The organism is Halobacillus sp., assembly GCF_049282395.1.
Classification (GTDB): domain Bacteria; phylum Bacillota; class Bacilli; order Bacillales; family Halobacillaceae; genus Halobacillus.
This window is the reverse complement of sequence record NZ_JBAPTY010000429.1, coordinates 1-16,839: the sequence shown is the minus strand read 5'-3', so window position 1 is coordinate 16,839 and position 16,839 is coordinate 1. Positions and strand designations below refer to the sequence as shown.

The window sequence follows — 16,839 nt, the reverse complement described above, 5'->3', positions numbered from 1 at the left end:
ATTCAAAGAGGTACCAAAACCACAAGAAATTCGTGAAATCCTCAACGATTATGTCATTGGTCAAGAACAGGCTAAGAAAAATTTATCCGTAGCTGTTTACAATCATTACAAGCGTATTAACGCAGGTACGAAAAATGATGATGTAGAGCTTGCTAAGAGTAATATTTTAATGCTTGGGCCTACAGGAAGCGGTAAAACACTTCTTGCTCAAACACTTGCCCGTATATTAAATGTTCCATTTGCCATTGCAGATGCAACTTCATTAACGGAAGCTGGCTATGTAGGGGAAGATGTGGAAAACATTCTTCTTAAATTAATACAAGCAGCTGACTATGATGTAGAAAAAGCTGAAAAAGGTATAATTTATATTGATGAAATTGATAAAGTGGCGCGTAAGTCTGAGAATCCTTCCATAACACGCGATGTATCAGGTGAAGGCGTACAGCAGGCTTTACTGAAGATTCTTGAAGGTACGCAGGCTAGTGTCCCTCCACAAGGTGGACGCAAGCATCCTCATCAAGAATTTATTCAAATCGACACCACCAATGTGCTGTTCATCGTTGGGGGAGCTTTCGATGGAATTGACCAAATTATCAAGCGTCGCTTGGGACGTAAAGTAATAGGATTTGGCTCGGAACAAAATGTTGATGAGAATGAAAAGAAAGAGTTGCTTACAAAAGTACTCCCTGAGGACTTATTGAGTTATGGGTTGATTCCGGAATTTATTGGCCGCTTGCCGGTAATTGGAAGCCTTGAGCAATTAGATGAAGATGCACTTGTAGAAATTCTTACTAAACCTAAGAATGCACTTGTTAAGCAATATCAGAAACTGTTCCAAATAGACCATGTAGAGCTGGAAATTGAAGAAGAAGGTCTTCGTGAAATTTCACGTCTGGCCATTGAACGTAAAACAGGTGCCCGCGGCCTGCGTTCTATAATTGAAGGTATCATGCTTGATGTTATGTATGAATTACCTTCACGTGATGATATTGAAAAATGCATCATTACTAAAGAAACAGTTACAGCGGAAAATGGCCGTCCTAAGCTTATCCTGACTGATGGAACGGTCGAAGATGAGAATAAAGAATCTCCTAAAGAAAGTGCTTAAGTAAAACTTTGGAGAGGTATTTCTCTTTAACTTCAAGCCGCGCTACGCCTAGCTGTAGCGCGGCTTCAATTTTATCCTTTGCGAGAAGAGATAGATCGATCATTAGACACCACACATTTCATTGGATACCTTGCAGCTGTCCTGAATAGAAACGCTTGTGATAAAGCTTGGTACATAAGGATGAAAGAAGCGCTTCTTGCTCATAATATGGGTATCATTTGAAGAGGCTGCCCCCTTCACGCGTCAATGTGAAGGGGGTTCGGCATTGGAAACTAATAGTTTTCCTGCGTTTACTTTCCAAAAAGTTTTATATATGATTAGAATACGTATTGGCATTATACGGAGGTGCAAAGAATATGACAGACAAACAGAAAAATCAAATCCCCCTCCTTCCTCTTAGAGGATTGTTAGTGTACCCATCTATGGTGCTGCACCTGGATGTTGGAAGAGAAAAATCGGTTAATGCATTAGAGCAAGCCATGATGGAAGATAATGAAATCTTCCTTGTATCACAAAAAGAAGTGAATATTGATGATCCGTCTTCTGATGATATGTACTCTGTTGGTACAGTGGCACGAGTGAAGCAAATGGTGAAATTGCCTAATGGCACAAATCGTGTACTTGTAGAAGGACTTTATCGTGCAACAATTGATGAAGTAAGTGAAGGTGAAGAATTTTATCAAGCAAATATTCACAGACTTGAGGATGAACACGAGGATAAAAACGAAGAAGAAGCCTTGATGCGCACGTTAATGAGTCAATTTGAACAATACGTAAAAGTATCTAAAAAGGTAAGCCAGGAAACCTACAATACGGTGTCAGACATAGATGAACCAAGTCATCTGGCAGATATCGTAACATCTCACTTGCCCGTGAAACTAAAAGATAAGCAGTCCATTTTAGAAACTGAGAATGTGAAAGCGCGTCTTCAGAAATTAATAGAACTTATAGGGAACGAACGTGATGTCCTGCAAATCGAACAAAAGATTGGGCAGCGTGTTAAGAAATCTATGGAAAAAACACAAAAAGAATACTACTTACGGGAACAGATGAAAGCGATCCAGAATGAACTGGGTGATAAAGACGGCAAGACGGGCGAAGTGGCTCAATTGAAAGAAAAGATTGAGGAAGCTGAGATGCCTGAAAGAGTAGAGAAAATCGCCTATAAGGAACTTGGCCGATATGAAAAAGTGCCACAAAGCAGTGCGGAAAGTTCCGTTATTCGTAATTACATTGAGTGGCTTGTCTCTCTTCCATGGACCGCTGAAACAGAAGATAATCTGGACGTTAAGCATGCAGAGAAGATTCTGGATGAAGATCATTATGGATTAGAAAAGGTAAAAGAGCGCGTGCTCGAATATCTGGCTGTGCAAAAACTTACTCAATCCATTAAAGGTCCAATTCTATGTCTAGTCGGACCTCCAGGGGTAGGTAAAACATCACTTGCAAAATCCATAGCCCGTGCCATAAACCGTAATTTTGTCCGAATCTCGCTGGGTGGAGTGAGAGATGAAGCTGAAATAAGAGGACACCGGAGAACGTATATCGGTGCGATGCCCGGTAGAATCATTCAAGGAATGAAGAGGGCGGAAACCGTCAATCCCGTATTTCTTATGGATGAGATCGATAAAATGGCCAGTGATTTTAGGGGAGATCCTTCGTCTGCCATGCTGGAAGTACTTGATCCTGAACAGAACAGTACTTTTAGTGACCACTTTATTGAAGAACACTATGATTTATCGAAAGTTATGTTTGTAGCTACAGCCAATACTATGTCTTCTATACCGGGACCATTACAGGACCGTATGGAAGTTATTAACATAGCTGGCTATACTGAGGTAGAGAAACTTCATATCGCAAAAGAGCATTTACTTTCTAAACAAATAAAAGAAAATGGTTTAAATAAAGGACAAATTCAAATCAGAGAAGATGCTTTACTTAAATTGATCAGAACTTATACTCGTGAAGCTGGAGTACGCGGATTGGAACGAGAACTGGCAAGTATATGCAGAAAAGCTGCTAAAATTATTGTTTCGGGTGAAAAGCAGCGTGTTGTGGTTACTGAGAAGCAATTGGAAGAACTGCTGGGCCGTCCTAAATTCAGATATGGCCAAGCTGAGCTTGAGGACCAAATTGGAACAGCTACAGGCCTGGCGTACACTGCTGCAGGAGGCGATACGCTCTCAATTGAAGTATCTATTTACCCAGGTAAAGGAAATCTTACTCTTACTGGTAAACTCGGGGATGTTATGAAGGAATCCGCACAAGCGGCTTTCAGCTACATTCGCTCCCGAGCACAAGAGCTAAATATCGATGCTGACTTTGTAGAAAAGAATGATATTCATATCCATGTTCCAGAAGGAGCAACTCCTAAGGATGGACCTTCTGCAGGGATCACGATTGCTACTGCTCTGGTCTCTGCGCTTACCGGACGGCCGGTTCGGAAAGAGGTAGGTATGACAGGAGAAATAACGCTGCGAGGACGAGTGCTACCAATAGGAGGATTAAAGCAGAAATCATTAAGTGCCCACAGGGCTGGTCTTTCTAAAATTATTATTCCTTCTGAAAACGAAAAGGATTTAGAAGATATTCCGGAAAGTGTACGTGAAGGGTTAACGTTTATACCGGTTAAGCACTTAGATGAAGTCTTAAACCAAGCGCTGGTGGAGGAAGTCCATGAAGGTTAATTATGCAGATATTGTAATTAGCGCAGCGAGTAAAAAACAGTACCCTAAAGCTCCGATTCCGGAAATTGCTTTAGCAGGAAGATCCAATGTAGGAAAATCTTCGTTTATAAACAAGATGATTCAAAGGAAAAATCTTGCTCGCACCTCTTCTAAACCCGGAAAAACTCAGACATTAAATTTTTATATAATTAATGATCTGTTTCATTTCGTAGATGTTCCAGGGTATGGCTATGCCAAAGTATCTAAAAAAGAGCGTGCCAAATGGGGAGAAATGATGGAAGAGTACTTTTCGGAAAGAGAGCAGCTGCGCGCAACTGCTCTGATCATTGACTCCCGTCATAAACCTACAGAAGATGATGTTATCATGTATAACTATTTAAAACACTTTGGATTACCGGTCATGGTTATTGCAACAAAGCTGGATAAACTTAAGAAAAGTCAAAAACACAAACAGCTAAAAACGATTCAGCAGGTTTTAGAGATGGATGAAGAGGATACTTTGATTCCTTTTTCCTCTGAAACCGGAGAAGGAAAAGAACTTGCGTGGAAAACTATGTTGGCACACTTGAATATGTAAGGAAAGCCACTTCTTTAATTAGAAGTGGTTTTTTTGTACAACGGTATTGTCCTTTTGTAAGGTCATCGTTTCCAATCAATTATGAAGCTTTTCTTCGAGGAGCGTTAAAAAAGATGAGGGAGATCGTTCGAAGATGACTATTACTTATCAAATGACAACCTTAAGACTTTAAGATAATTTCAAGTAATTTCATGCATTTATAAGGATTTAACTGTAATTACATAACCCAACCCATCATTTCCGATATTTTGAGGCAATATGCATTATTTTAAATTTTGGGAAAACTTTGAATGATAGATATAATTATTATTATTGCCAATATAACAATTAGTTAACAATTTGATGAAGGGATGGGTTGGGATAATATGAAAAAGTATTTATTTATGTTACCTCTTACTATTATTTTGGTCTTTGCTTTGGCTGCTTGTGGCAGCAGTGAAGACGGAGGAGAAGCTTCGGGTGATTCCGAAGAAGGCTCGGAGGAATCTAGCGGCTCCAATACTGATTATGGTTTAGTTGAAGATGGTAAGTTTACCTTCGCCTCATCTGGTGAATTCCGTCCATTTAGCATGACAGATGCAAGTGGGGAAATGTCAGGCTTTGATATCGACGTAGCAAATGCGATTGCTGAGGAACTGGGCCTTGAACCAAATCCTCAAAAACAGAAATTCGCCTCCATTGTTGAAGGTGTTAAAACAGGCCGTTTTGATGCTGCCGTAGCAAGCCATACGATCACAGATGCACGTGCAGAACAAGTAGCTTTCTCAACACCATATTATTATTCTGGAGCTCAAATTTTCACACGCCCTGGAAGTGATATTGAAACCCTTGAAGATTTAGAAGGGAAAGAGATTGCCGTATCCAAAGGTTCAACTTACAGTAAATTTGCTGAGGAAGCAACGGAAAATATTAAGACATATGATAGTGATGTAGTGGCCTTACAATCACTTGCGAAGGGCCGTCATGACGCTGTTATCACGGACTTCTTAACAGGTAAAGAAGCGATGCAGCAGGATCTTGAAATTGAGGCTAAAAAAATGATTGAACGCAGTGAACAGGCGGTAGCCGTAGCTAAAGATAACGATAAGCTATTAGAAGACATCAATGCAGCTCTCGAAAAACTTCGTGAAGATGGGACCCTTGCTGAAATTAGTAATGAATACTTTGGTGACGATATTACCACTAAACCTGAGTAGTTGATGATTTTAGTTATACGGAAGTCTAAAGAGTGCGCGTGTGCGTACTCTTTTTTGACATTAAAGAGGAGTTGAGGTTATGTACTTACAGTTTATTTCTTTTTGGGGAGGGTTTTGGGAAGCTCTTGTAAACAGCCGGGAGTTATTTTTTGAAGCTTCTCAGCTTACCCTTGCTTTAACAGCAGTTTCCATATTTATTGCGATATTTGTCGGTTTATTTTTTGCCTTATTAAAAATTTCTAATATTAAACCTCTGGAATGGATCGCGAATGCTTATATTTATATCGTAAGGGGAACACCGCTTATTGTGCAGATTTTTGTATTCTATTATGGCTTGACCAACGTATGGATGATCAGCGGATTCTGGTCGGTTTCATTGGGACTCGCATTCCATAATGGTGCTTATATTGCTGAAATATTCCGGGGGTCTATACAATCCATAGGTAAAGGTCAAACAGAAGCCGGACGTTCTCTTGGGATGAGTCAGGCATTAACGATGAGAAGAATCATTCTCCCTCAGGCTTTCCGACGAGCGTTGCCCCCGCTCGGTAATCAGTTTATTATTGGGTTAAAAGATTCATCTCTGGCCGCGTTTATTGGAGTTTCAGAAATATTCGCTGTTGCTACAACACAAGGGGCAAATACTTTCGATTATATGACATGGCTACTCGTAAGTGCTGTGTACTACTTAATTCTTGTCTTCCTTCTAACCCTTGTGGTTAGCTTGATTGAGAAGAAAATGGCTGTTAGTGGCGATGAGTAACCATAGAGGAGGGATACAGATTGGCTAAGCAAATGATAGAAGTTAATAAATTAAATAAATATTTCGGGGATAACCATGTTCTGAAGGATATTGATTTTCATGTTGCAGAAAGTGAAGTGGTCGTTTTAATAGGTGCCAGCGGATCGGGAAAGAGTACAATGCTGCGCTGTTTAAACTTTTTAGAAATGAAAAACAGCGGTGAAATCTTTATCAAAGGAAATGAAGTTAACCCGAAAAAAGACAATGTTAATGAAGTTAGACAAAAGGTAGGTATGGTTTTTCAGCACTTTAATCTTTTTCCTCATAAGACCGTGCTGGGAAACGTTATGGAAGCTCCTACGCAAGTGAAGGGGCTGTCCAAATCTCAAGCCAAAAAAGAAGGAAAAGAACTGCTGGAAAAGGTAGGGCTTGCAGAAAAAGCAAATGATTATCCTTCTCGTCTGTCCGGGGGACAAAAGCAGCGCGTAGCTATTGCACGTGCCCTGGCTATGAAGCCAGAGATCATGCTATTTGACGAACCTACCTCAGCTCTTGATCCAGAGCTTGTAGGTGAAGTATTGCAAACGATGAAGGATCTGGCTAAAGAGGGGATGACAATGGTTGTGGTTACCCACGAGATGGGTTTTGCTCGAGAGGTAGCAGATCGTGTAGTTTATATGCACGAAGGTAAAATTGTTGAAACAGGCGCGCCAAAAGAAATTTTTGAAAACCCCAAGGAAGAAAGAACTCAAGCTTTTTTAAGCTCTATTCTATAAGGAAAAGCCGCTGTGGCTTAAACCACAGCGGCTTTTTGTAACTATTTTTTTAATATATATACCCCAGAAATAATCAGGACCAGCGGCCAGTACCTAATAATAGTTTGAAAACCATTCTGAATCCATTGAAACCACGGAGGATTAACCGGCCATAATAAAGCAAAAAAACCGAATCCAAGGAATAACAGCGCCAGTATCAGTCCTTTTCTGGCCCCAGCATACCTGATGAGAAAAGCCGTTCCTATAACCAGAAAGTAAGAGGGCCATTCATCTGTCCAGAACTCTACATGCCGGATGGCGTGGAAGTGAATGCCGAATCCCAGTAGTAATGCCCCGGTAAAAAGACTAGAATGATCTTTTGTTAGATAATAATGTAATAAAAAGGAAGTTCCAATAATAATGAGTAGAGTAGGCCATGAGTAAAACTCAGCTAAGTAGGGAATATTTAGTTGGCTGACCAGGAAATATAATCCAAAACCAATGAGTAAAAAACCAACTAAAGAATTCTGTTTAGTCATCTAGCGATCCCATCCATTCCATTAATAGTAATTTTGTTTACTTGCGCAATGAGCCTGGGTTTGATATATTACAAACGGATTATAATTTAAATTTATTCTAAATAAATAGTGAAAACATTCTTTAACAACGTATCTATATCCTATCACATCATTTTCGGATTCTGTTCATATTTTTGCGGGAAAATAGATGCGGATTCATGTTATACTAATTCATATGTGAAAGTCTGGAACGTTTAATGGGGGTAGATGAAATGCATATTTTAGCTGTTGGTCTCAACTATAAAACGGCCCCTGTGGAAATTAGGGAGAAACTCACTTTTTCGGATAAACACTTAACGGAAGCTATGCAGGAGCTAAACACCCGTAAAAGTGTACTGGAAAATGTGATTATTTCTACATGCAATCGTACGGAAATCTATGCAGTTGTAGATCAACTGCACACAGGACGCTATTATATTAAACAATTCTTAGCAGATTGGTTTAATGCTGATAAAGATGAATTCTCTCCATTCCTATCCTTTTATGAAACGGATGGGGCAATTGAACATTTGCTTCGAGTGACCTCTGGTCTTGATTCAATGGTGCTGGGGGAAACCCAAATATTGGGTCAAATGAAACAAGCGTTCATAAATGGTCAGGAAGCAGGAACCACCGGCACGATCTTTAATCAATTGTTTAAACAAGCAGTAACGATGGCAAAAAAAGCCCACAAAGATACTGAAATCAGTGAAAATGCTGTTTCAGTAAGTTACGCTGCGGTTGAACTTGCCCGAAAAATATTCGGGGATCTTGTTCATAAGCATATCGTAATTCTGGGTGCGGGTAAGATGGGAGAGCTTGCTGCTAAAAACCTTCACGGATCCGGTGTACGTAAAGTAACCGTTATTAATCGTACCCTATCTAAGGCACAGGTAGTAGCTGATCAGTTTAATGGACAAGCCCGGACCATGGAAGATCTGGACTCTGTGCTTACAGACGCTGACATCGTAATAAGTTCCACAGGAGCTACAGATTACGTAGTGACTAAAGAGAAAATGGAGCCTATTCATCGTAAGAGAAAAGGAAAACCTCTCTTTTTTGTAGACATTGCTGTGCCAAGAGATTTGGATCCAGCCATGGAAAATCTGGAGAGCGTATTCTTATACGACATTGACGATCTTCAAGGTATTGTTGACGCTAATTTGGCTATACGCAAGCAAGCAGCCGAAGAAATTGAAATCATGGTGGAAGCTGAAATCGTAGAATTTAAAGAATGGCTTCAAACTATTGGAGTCGTTCCTGTAATCTCTGCTTTGCGCTCTAAAGCCCTTGGCATTCAAGCAGAGACTATGAAGAGTATTGAAAGAAAAATGCCTGAACTTACGGATCGTGAAAGAAAAGTCCTTAGTAAACATACAAAAAGCATTATTAATCAAATGCTGAAGGAACCTATCCTGCAGGCTAAAGAATTAGCGGCTCAGCCTGATTCTGAAGAAACATTGCGCTTGTTTACTCAGATATTTGGGATTGAAGCCCAGGTGGAAGAAGAAATAAAAGAGCAGACGAAAAAAAACCAATCAGCTGTGAAGCAAGAAGATGAGACAGGCCAATTTTTTCCTGTCGCCAACTCTATTGTTAATCCGTAAGGGTGGATGTCCATATGTTCGAGCTTAAATGGGTGTACGAACTCATCCTATTACTTTATGGACTTAGTTTAATTGGATATTTCATTGACTTTGTGCAGACGAACCGGAAGGCTAACCGTACAGCCTTCTGGTTACTTAGTATGGTTTGGGTTTTACAAACCTTTTTTTTATTGACACAAGTTTTGATAGACGAGAATTTACCCATAATGACCGTATATGATGGTTTATATTTTTATGCCTGGATTTTAGTAACGTTCTCTTTAATTATTAATCGACTGTTTAGAGTGGACTTTCTAGTATTCTTTACAAATGTTGTTGGGTTTCTTGTTGTACTCATCCATTTATCGACCAGAGCCCAGAATGATTTAAAGGACCAGGGAGTGGAGCTCGTTAATGAGATGCTTGTGGTTCATATTAGTTTAGCCATTGTTTCTTATGGTTTTTTTACACTATCATTTATATTTTCAATTATGTACTTGTTGCAGTACCGTCTATTAAAGAAAAAAAAGTGGAATGCTAAACTGTTTCGTTTAGGTGACTTAACAAAGCTGGATCACTTTTCTTATATATCGGTTATACTGGGAGTTCCTCTGTTGTTAATTGCTATAATCTTAGGCGTTACCTGGGGATATATATCACCTGATACATTTTATTGGTATGACTCAAAAACTTTAGGCTCGTTCCTTGTGCTTTTCGTATATATCGTTTACCTGGTTTTAAGAGTGGTAAAGGGTTATCAGGGACGTTCCATTTCTATATTTAACGCGGGTGCTTTTTTATTTCTATTAATTAATTTCTTTTTATTTGGTTCATTATCGAATTTTCATTTTTAAGGAGGTAGTCACATGAAGAAAATAGTGATCGGTTCAAGAAAAAGCAATTTAGCTATCACTCAGACGGAGTGGGTAATCGAACAACTGAAAAATATAGATCCCAGTTATGAATTTGAAATTAAGAGAATTTCTACAAAAGGGGATAAAATTCTGGATGTGACCTTATCCAAAGTTGGAGGGAAAGGGTTATTTATTAAAGAGATAGAACAAGCCATGTATGATGGTGAAATTGATATGGCCGTTCACTCGATGAAGGATATGCCCTCAGAGGTAGCTTCTGGTTTAACGGTTGCTTCCGTGCCCATCAGAGAAGATCATAGAGATGCATTTGTATCGAATGGTAATGTTTCGCTAAAAGACTTGCACGAAGGAGCCGTTGTAGGAACCAGCAGCCTGCGGAGGAGTGCTCAGATCAAAGCTGTGAGACCAGACGTTGAGGTGAAATGGATTCGCGGCAATATTGATACACGTCTTCGAAAATTGAAAGATGAAGATTTTGATGCGATTGTCTTAGCAGCCGCAGGGTTAAAACGTATGGGATGGGATGATAATCTTGTAACCGAATATTTAGAACCGGATGTGTGTGTGCCTGCCGTAGGGCAAGGAGCGCTAGCGATACAGTGCCGGGAAAATGATTCTTCGTTACGGGATTTCCTTATGCAGATTAATCATGAATATACAGCTACAACTGTATCGGCTGAACGTAAGTTTCTCCATGATCTTAATGGCGGTTGTCAAGTTCCAATTGGAGGATATGCATATAGAATAGGTAGCGAGATTGTATTGAGTGCGTTGGTAGGTACTCCAGATGGTAAAACCATTCTTCACGAAACTGTGAGAGGAGAAGACCCGCTGGCAGTAGGAAAAGAAGCTGCTGATCGTCTCAAAGCACAAGGAGCTCAGGAAATTGTAGATCAGGCTAAAGAGGAGTATGACCAGTAATGAAGCCTCTTGCGGGGAAAACGATTCTTGTCACAAGAGGCGCATCCCAGGCAAGGCCTTTTGTAGACCGGATAAATAAGGAGGGGGGAGAAGCTTTACAAACCCCTCTCCTTCATTTTCAATTAAATGACTCGAAGGAGAATCAAGAGATCCTCAAGAAACTTCACAACTATGTATGGGTTTTTATTACAAGCTCTAATGGTGTGAAGTTTTTTTTCGAGCTGGTAAATCAATCAGGGATTTGTATTCCTGATACATTACGATTTGCTATTATTGGAGAAAAGACAGCGCGTACACTTAAGACTTATGGATACGATGCTGATTTTATGCCATCCAGCTTCCAGGCTGATACAATGGCTGAAGAGTTTTTTAGAAAAGAAAGTACTCCAGGCATGATCCTATACGTCAGGGGAAACCGCTCGAGGGATGTTCTCCCAGAAAAATTCGCAGAACAGCAGGTCTTTTTTCAAACAATCACGGTCTATGATACGCTACTATTGAAAGAGCATCAGAAACAGATTCGTCAATTGATCTGTAATCACGAGATTGACGCACTAACGTTTACAAGCCCATCCACCGTCCAGGCCTATTTTGCTATCATGAGAGACATGCCTGAAACAGGTCGGGACCTTCCTTGTTTTTGCATAGGGCCAACGACCGCGAGTCAGGCCCAGCATTTCGGTTTTCAAAAAGTCTTTTTACCCGAGCATTATACAATGGAAGATATGGTTGAAAAGATGGTGCAATTTTTTTCATAAGAAGGGAATCGATACTATGGCAGATTTAGATTTTAAACGCCATCGCCGTCTGCGGCGGACAGAGTCAATGAGAGCGTTAGTTCGGGAAACGCATTTACGTAAGGACGATTTGATCTTCCCCATATTCGTAGTTGAAGGGGAAGGGGTTAAGAATGAAGTAGCTTCCATGCCTGGAGTTTATCAAGTGTCACTTGATTATTTAACAGAAGAGATGAATGAATTAACCCGTGTTGGTGTTCGTTCTGTTATTGTATTCGGAGTGCCGAATGAGAAAGATGAAGTAGGCAGCCAGGCTTATCACGAAGAAGGAATCGTTCAAAGGTCCATCCGTCTGATTAAGGAAGAGGTTCCTTCATTAACTGTAATTGCAGATACGTGTTTATGTCAGTACACAGATCACGGGCATTGCGGGATCGTTCGCGAAGGCGATATTGACAATGATGAATCGCTTCAATATATTACTCGGACAGCTGTTACTCAAGCGGAAGCAGGGGCGGACATTATTGCACCTTCCAATATGATGGATGGCTTTGTCACCGCTATTCGAAAAGGACTGGATGAGGCCGGCTATAGCCAGATTCCGATCATGTCCTATGCAGTAAAATATGCTTCTTCATTTTATGGTCCTTTCCGGGATGCAGCTCATAGTTCTCCGCAATTCGGCGATCGAAGAGCCTATCAGATGGATCCATCGAACCGATTGGAAGCCATTCGGGAAGCAGAATCGGATGTAGAAGAAGGTGCAGACTTTCTTATCGTGAAGCCTGCTCTTGCTTATTTAGATATTATGAGGGAAGTTAAGGATCGCTTTAATCTCCCACTCGTTGCTTACAACGTGAGCGGAGAGTACTCTATGATTAAAGCTGCCGCTCAAAATGGCTGGGTGAATGAGCAGGAAATTGTTCTCGAAAAGCTTACAGCTATGAAGCGGGCAGGCGCTGATCTCATTGTTACTTATTTTGCCAAGGATGCAGCTAAATGGTTGGACGAATAAACCACTGATTTTAGAAAGGATGAGTCGCTATGAAACAATTTGACCGCTCTTCAGCTGCTTATAATAAAGCGGTGGATTTAATGCCGGGCGGAGTTAATTCTCCGGTGAGGGCATTTAATTCTGTAAACATGGACCCTATATTTATGGAAAAAGGAAAAGGGTCTAAACTTTATGACCTGGATGGTAACGAATTCATTGATTATGTGCTTAGTTTTGGACCTTTAATCTTAGGGCATGCGGATGAAAAGGTAGTAGAGTCTCTAAAAAAAGTAACCGAACAAGGCACGAGCTTCGGTACTCCTACAGAAATAGAAAACCATCTTGCTGAGTTAGTTATTGAACGTGTTCCATCCATTGAAATGCTAAGAATGGTCAATTCAGGGACAGAAGCCACAATGAGCGCCCTTCGTGTTGCCCGTGGGTACACCGGTCGTGATAAAATTCTCAAATTCGAAGGGAATTATCATGGGCATGGAGATTCTCTTCTTATCAAAGCAGGCTCCGGGGTTGCCACTTTAGGACTGCCAGATTCCCCGGGAGTTCCAGCATCCATTGCTCAAAATACGATCACGGTTCCATATAATGATTTAGAAAGCGTGCGCTATGTTTTTAAAGAATATGGAGAGGACTTGGCTGCGGTTATTATTGAACCAGTATCCGGGAATATGGGAGTCGTCCCTCCTCAAGATGGTTTCCTGAAGGAACTTCGCGAATTAACGGAGAATAATGGCACTGTCCTGATTTTTGATGAAGTAATGACTGGATTTCGGGTCGGCTATCATAGTGCTCAAGGTCATTTTGGTGTCACACCGGATATGACCTGTCTTGGGAAAGTAATCGGCGGCGGCTTACCTGTCGGAGCGTATGGAGGGAAGCGTCGTATTATGGAACGAGTGGCTCCGGTTGGGGACATTTATCAAGCAGGTACTTTATCAGGAAACCCATTAGCTATGACAGCTGGTTACGAAACGGTTTCATCCATGACAGAAGAAGCTTATGAAGGAATTAATAAAAAAGTGGACCGTCTGATAGAAGGCTATGAAGAAGCGGCAAAAGCAAACAACATTCCATTGACGGTTAACAGGGCAGGATCTATGGTAGGGTTCTTCTTTACGAATGATCCTGTAATCGATTTTGAAACCGCGAATGCATCTGATCTTGAAATGTTTACGCGCTATTACCAAGGGATGATCGAAGAAGGAATCTATCTTCCCCCTTCCCAATTCGAGGGTCTCTTTCTATCAACGAAGCATACAGAAGAAGATATAGAGAAAACAATCAGGGCAGCAGAAAAAGTATTTGCATCCCTGTAAATAAGGAATACACAAGGCATGGCCGTATTAGGCCATGCCTTTTTCTACACCCTCCATGTATATAAAATCAGTTACCGCATAAGGTGGTAATAGAGGCTTGGGTTTATTATATTCTGGGAGGGGCAAATCCATTGAAAAATAAACAAAACGTATTTTCTTTTTATTTAGACGAAGCGATATGGTTTAAGGAAGGACAGGGAGTCAGGGAACTAATTGGTATTTCACTGGAGCCTGAAATCGTAATTGAGGAAAATGGAGATGAAGTGCGTTTAAAAGGAACGGTCGATCTGGCGGGAGAATATGTACCCCACCAATCTGATCATAAATATGAAGAGGCTGCCCCGCTGCAGTCGGTAAGGACAATGGATCATGTGGAATCAGGCGAAGAAGGGGTATGTTATTTTTCCCATTCATTCCCCGTAGAAATTACAGTACCGCTCGAACGGATTTCCACTCTGGAAGATGTCCTCATTGATATAGAAAGTTTCGATTATGAACTTCCTGCGAATAATCAGCTAAGGCTTCATGCTCAGTTAAATATTAACGGAGTCGAGCAAAAAGCAAATAACGCAGATAATTCGGCTACGTTTGATGAGTCGGCGACGCTTGGCCCGATGGATTACAAAGAAGAACGTAAGGAAAAAGAGAATCCTGTGGTTCCTGAAAGGGAAGCCCCTGTGGTTCAGCTGACAAATCGTAATGATCTGTCAGCTCAAGAGATAGAAGCAGATGAAGAAGGTAGATGGCCTCATAAAAAATCTCAAAATTTCGCAGAATTTTTTGGCCATGATAAAAAAGAAGAAACGCCTGAGGTTTCATCTGAGAGTACTAGTGTGTGGCACGAAAGCACTGTGGAAGAAGAAATGAGTCCTTCTTCGTCTAATGTGGAATCCTCGCCTAAAGGCACAGAGGAAAAAGATGAAGCTCCAGGCGGACTTGATGGAATCAAACAGATATTTAAGCACCTGTTTCCTAACCGGGAAGAAACTTACACTCAAATGAAAATGTATATCGCTCAAGAAGATGAAACGCTAGCTTCTATTGCTGAAAAATATGAAGTATCCATCCACCAGTTGGAAAAAGTAAATGACCATAGAGATGAAGTTTCTCCTGGTCAAATCGTGTATATCCCTAGTTAAATCCATTTATAACGAAAAGCGAGAAAAACTCCGACAATAATTCCTAATAAGAAGACGTCAAATGTTGTAGGAAATAAGATTGTCCGGATACATTGGAAAAACAGAATTGGCAATAAAGCTTTTTCCAATACAAATAAACAAGTACGGCACCATGGTGGAAGACGATAACGGTATAAGCGGCTCAACGACCATCAGCCTCCTTTCATTGCAAATTCGCGTTTTTTTCACAAATAGTTGACTAAAACAATCATTTCTATATACAATATGTAATAGAAGCATTATACGTGAAATGCCGTGACAGGGAAGAGTACATGGACATATCCTTCAGAGAGGAAAATGGGTGGTGAGAGTTTTCCAGGATCTATGTTGGTGGAAGGTCGCCTTGGAGCAGCTTCTTTGAACGAAAAGTAGAAGAAGCCGGTTAGAAGCCGTTATTTTTTTAAGTGTACAGATATGCAAGGTATGTCTGTAAATTAAGGTGGTACCACGGAATCAGATCTCTTTCGTCCTTTTGAGGATGAAAGAGATTTTTTTATTTTATAAATACAGATGATAAAAGGAGGAAGATCCATATGAATCAAACAGATCTTTCAATGCCCACCAAGTATGATCCGGCAGCCGTTGAAAAGGATCGCTATCAGTACTGGGTGGATGGTAAGTTTTTCGAAGCGTCAGGAGATAAGAATAAAGAACCTTATACCATTGTTATTCCCCCTCCGAACGTTACTGGTAAATTACATTTAGGACATGCATGGGATACTACTCTTCAAGATATCTTAAGTCGTGTGAAGCGAATGCAGGGCTATGATGTCCTTTGGCTGCCTGGGATGGATCATGCCGGTATTGCTACACAAGCCAAAGTAGAGGCTAAACTGAGAGAGGCAGGTACCTCTCGTCACGATCTAGGCAGAGAGAAATTCCTTGAAAAGTCCTGGGAATGGAAGAAAGAGTATGCTCAATTTATTCGAACTCAATGGGAAAAGCTGGGTCTTGGTCTCGATTATTCACGTGAACGATTCACACTGGATGACGGGTTGTCCGAAGCGGTTAAAGAAGTGTTTGTTAAGCTTTATGAAAAAGGTTTAATTTATCGTGGGGAATATATTATTAACTGGGATCCAGCAACTCGTACCGCTCTTTCTGATATTGAAGTAGAGTATGAGGATGTCCAGGGAGCCTTTTACCATATGCGTTATCCGCTGAAAGATGAAGAAGGCGGAATTGAGATTGCAACAACCCGCCCCGAAACGATGTTGGGAGACACGGCTATTGCCGTTCATCCCGAAGACGAACGCTACCAGCACTTAATTGGCAAGAAAGCTATACTACCTATCGTGGGAAGAGAAATTGAGATTGTGGCAGATGATTATGTGGATATGGAATTTGGTTCAGGAGCTGTTAAAATCACTCCTGCTCATGACCCGAATGATTTTGAAATAGGAAATCGCCACAATTTAGAGCGTGTCCTCATAATGAATGAAGATGGCAGTATGAATGAGAATGCAGGAAAATACCAGGGTATGGATCGATTTGAGTGCCGTAAGCAGATCGTCAAAGATCTTCAGGCAGAAGGAGTTCTTTTTGAAATTGAAGAACATCTTCATTCAGTTGGTCATTCCGAGCGCAGTGGG

General features: G+C 40.8%; 16 protein-coding genes and 1 other annotated feature. Of the genes, 14 read left to right on the top strand and 2 right to left on the bottom strand.

What is annotated here, in order from left to right; translation table 11 throughout:
• The 6 genes from clpX to WAM07_RS17825 all read left to right on the top strand — a co-directional run.
• Positions 1 to 1,108: ATP-dependent protease ATP-binding subunit ClpX (gene clpX, locus WAM07_RS17850; RefSeq protein ID WP_422168737.1), on the top strand; the 1,108-nt coding region annotated here is incomplete at its 5' end.
• 356 nt (positions 1,109 to 1,464) lie between these two features.
• Positions 1,465 to 3,795, top strand: coding sequence for an endopeptidase La (gene lon, locus WAM07_RS17845; RefSeq protein ID WP_422168736.1), 2,331 nt, complete (start codon positions 1,465 to 1,467; stop codon positions 3,793 to 3,795).
• Positions 3,785 to 4,372: a ribosome biogenesis GTP-binding protein YihA/YsxC gene (gene yihA, locus WAM07_RS17840; RefSeq protein ID WP_422168735.1), complete on the top strand. Its 588-nt coding sequence runs from the start codon at positions 3,785 to 3,787 to the stop codon at positions 4,370 to 4,372. Before lon ends, yihA begins: the two co-directional genes overlap by 11 nt.
• A gap of 365 nt (positions 4,373 to 4,737) precedes the next feature.
• Complete coding sequence (locus WAM07_RS17835) at positions 4,738 to 5,568, top strand: transporter substrate-binding domain-containing protein (RefSeq protein WP_422168734.1); 831 nt, start codon at positions 4,738 to 4,740, stop codon at positions 5,566 to 5,568.
• Between the two features lie 79 nt (positions 5,569 to 5,647).
• Positions 5,648 to 6,331 (top strand): amino acid ABC transporter permease, encoded by a 684-nt coding sequence (locus tag WAM07_RS17830; protein WP_014643918.1) that lies wholly within the window; start codon positions 5,648 to 5,650, stop codon positions 6,329 to 6,331.
• Between the two features lie 32 nt (positions 6,332 to 6,363).
• A complete protein-coding gene (locus tag WAM07_RS17825; protein WP_422168738.1) occupies positions 6,364 to 7,086 on the top strand; it encodes an amino acid ABC transporter ATP-binding protein in 723 nt (240 codons plus the stop codon).
• A gap of 41 nt (positions 7,087 to 7,127) precedes the next feature.
• Here WAM07_RS17825 and WAM07_RS17820 read toward each other — a convergent pair whose 3' ends face one another.
• Positions 7,128 to 7,604, bottom strand: coding sequence for a LiaI-LiaF-like domain-containing protein (locus WAM07_RS17820; protein WP_422168733.1), 477 nt, complete (start codon positions 7,602 to 7,604; stop codon positions 7,128 to 7,130).
• A gap of 251 nt (positions 7,605 to 7,855) precedes the next feature.
• Here WAM07_RS17820 and hemA point away from each other — a divergent pair, with 251 nt between their 5' ends.
• From hemA to spoVID, 7 genes are all read left to right on the top strand, one after another.
• Positions 7,856 to 9,229: a glutamyl-tRNA reductase gene (hemA, locus tag WAM07_RS17815; RefSeq protein WP_422168732.1), complete on the top strand. Its 1,374-nt coding sequence runs from the start codon at positions 7,856 to 7,858 to the stop codon at positions 9,227 to 9,229.
• A gap of 14 nt (positions 9,230 to 9,243) precedes the next feature.
• Complete coding sequence (locus WAM07_RS17810; RefSeq protein ID WP_422168731.1) at positions 9,244 to 10,062, top strand: cytochrome c biogenesis protein; 819 nt, start codon at positions 9,244 to 9,246, stop codon at positions 10,060 to 10,062.
• Between the two features lie 12 nt (positions 10,063 to 10,074).
• Positions 10,075 to 11,004, top strand: coding sequence for a hydroxymethylbilane synthase (gene hemC / locus WAM07_RS17805; protein WP_422168730.1), 930 nt, complete (start codon positions 10,075 to 10,077; stop codon positions 11,002 to 11,004).
• Positions 11,004 to 11,762 carry a uroporphyrinogen-III synthase gene (locus tag WAM07_RS17800; protein ID WP_422168729.1) on the top strand — a complete coding sequence of 253 codons (759 nt, stop codon included), beginning with the start codon at positions 11,004 to 11,006 and terminating at the stop codon, positions 11,760 to 11,762. Before hemC ends, WAM07_RS17800 begins: the two co-directional genes overlap by 1 nt.
• Positions 11,763 to 11,778: 16 nt before the next feature.
• A complete protein-coding gene (gene hemB, locus WAM07_RS17795; protein ID WP_422168727.1) occupies positions 11,779 to 12,756 on the top strand; it encodes a porphobilinogen synthase in 978 nt (325 codons plus the stop codon).
• A gap of 29 nt (positions 12,757 to 12,785) precedes the next feature.
• Positions 12,786 to 14,069, top strand: coding sequence for a glutamate-1-semialdehyde 2,1-aminomutase (gene hemL / locus WAM07_RS17790; protein WP_422168726.1), 1,284 nt, complete (start codon positions 12,786 to 12,788; stop codon positions 14,067 to 14,069).
• 131 nt (positions 14,070 to 14,200) lie between these two features.
• Positions 14,201 to 15,208, top strand: a complete 1,008-nt coding sequence (spoVID, locus tag WAM07_RS17785; RefSeq protein WP_422168725.1) for a stage VI sporulation protein D — start codon at positions 14,201 to 14,203, stop codon at positions 15,206 to 15,208.
• Here spoVID and WAM07_RS17780 read toward each other — a convergent pair.
• Positions 15,205 to 15,393, bottom strand: a complete 189-nt coding sequence (locus WAM07_RS17780) for a hypothetical protein (protein WP_422168724.1) — start codon at positions 15,391 to 15,393, stop codon at positions 15,205 to 15,207. The two genes, spoVID and WAM07_RS17780, sit on opposite strands and share 4 nt — an antisense overlap.
• 100 nt (positions 15,394 to 15,493) lie before the next feature.
• Positions 15,494 to 15,722, top strand: a binding site (T-box leader).
• A 58-nt stretch (positions 15,723 to 15,780) separates the two neighbouring features.
• Here WAM07_RS17780 and WAM07_RS17775 point away from each other — a divergent pair.
• A partial coding sequence (locus WAM07_RS17775; protein ID WP_422168723.1) for a class I tRNA ligase family protein occupies positions 15,781 to 16,839 on the top strand: 1,059 nt, incomplete at its 3' end.

Excerpts from the sequence above, each read along its gene's own strand:
- WAM07_RS17825 (WP_422168738.1), top strand. The coding sequence starts at position 6,364 with ATGATAGAAGTTAATAAATTAAATAAATATTTCGGGGATAACCATGTT.
- yihA (WP_422168735.1), top strand. The coding sequence starts at position 3,785 with ATGAAGGTTAATTATGCAGATATTGTAATTAGCGCAGCGAGTAAAAAA.
- WAM07_RS17820 (WP_422168733.1), bottom strand. The coding sequence starts at position 7,604 with ATGACTAAACAGAATTCTTTAGTTGGTTTTTTACTCATTGGTTTTGGA.
- WAM07_RS17830 (WP_014643918.1), top strand. The coding sequence starts at position 5,648 with ATGTACTTACAGTTTATTTCTTTTTGGGGAGGGTTTTGGGAAGCTCTT.
- hemC (WP_422168730.1), top strand. The coding sequence starts at position 10,075 with ATGAAGAAAATAGTGATCGGTTCAAGAAAAAGCAATTTAGCTATCACT.
- WAM07_RS17810 (WP_422168731.1), top strand. The coding sequence starts at position 9,244 with ATGTTCGAGCTTAAATGGGTGTACGAACTCATCCTATTACTTTATGGA.
- WAM07_RS17800 (WP_422168729.1), top strand. The coding sequence starts at position 11,004 with ATGAAGCCTCTTGCGGGGAAAACGATTCTTGTCACAAGAGGCGCATCC.
- hemL (WP_422168726.1), top strand. The coding sequence starts at position 12,786 with ATGAAACAATTTGACCGCTCTTCAGCTGCTTATAATAAAGCGGTGGAT.
- hemA (WP_422168732.1), top strand. The coding sequence starts at position 7,856 with ATGCATATTTTAGCTGTTGGTCTCAACTATAAAACGGCCCCTGTGGAA.
- WAM07_RS17835 (WP_422168734.1), top strand. The coding sequence starts at position 4,738 with ATGAAAAAGTATTTATTTATGTTACCTCTTACTATTATTTTGGTCTTT.
- lon (WP_422168736.1), top strand. The coding sequence starts at position 1,465 with ATGACAGACAAACAGAAAAATCAAATCCCCCTCCTTCCTCTTAGAGGA.
- hemB (WP_422168727.1), top strand. The coding sequence starts at position 11,779 with ATGGCAGATTTAGATTTTAAACGCCATCGCCGTCTGCGGCGGACAGAG.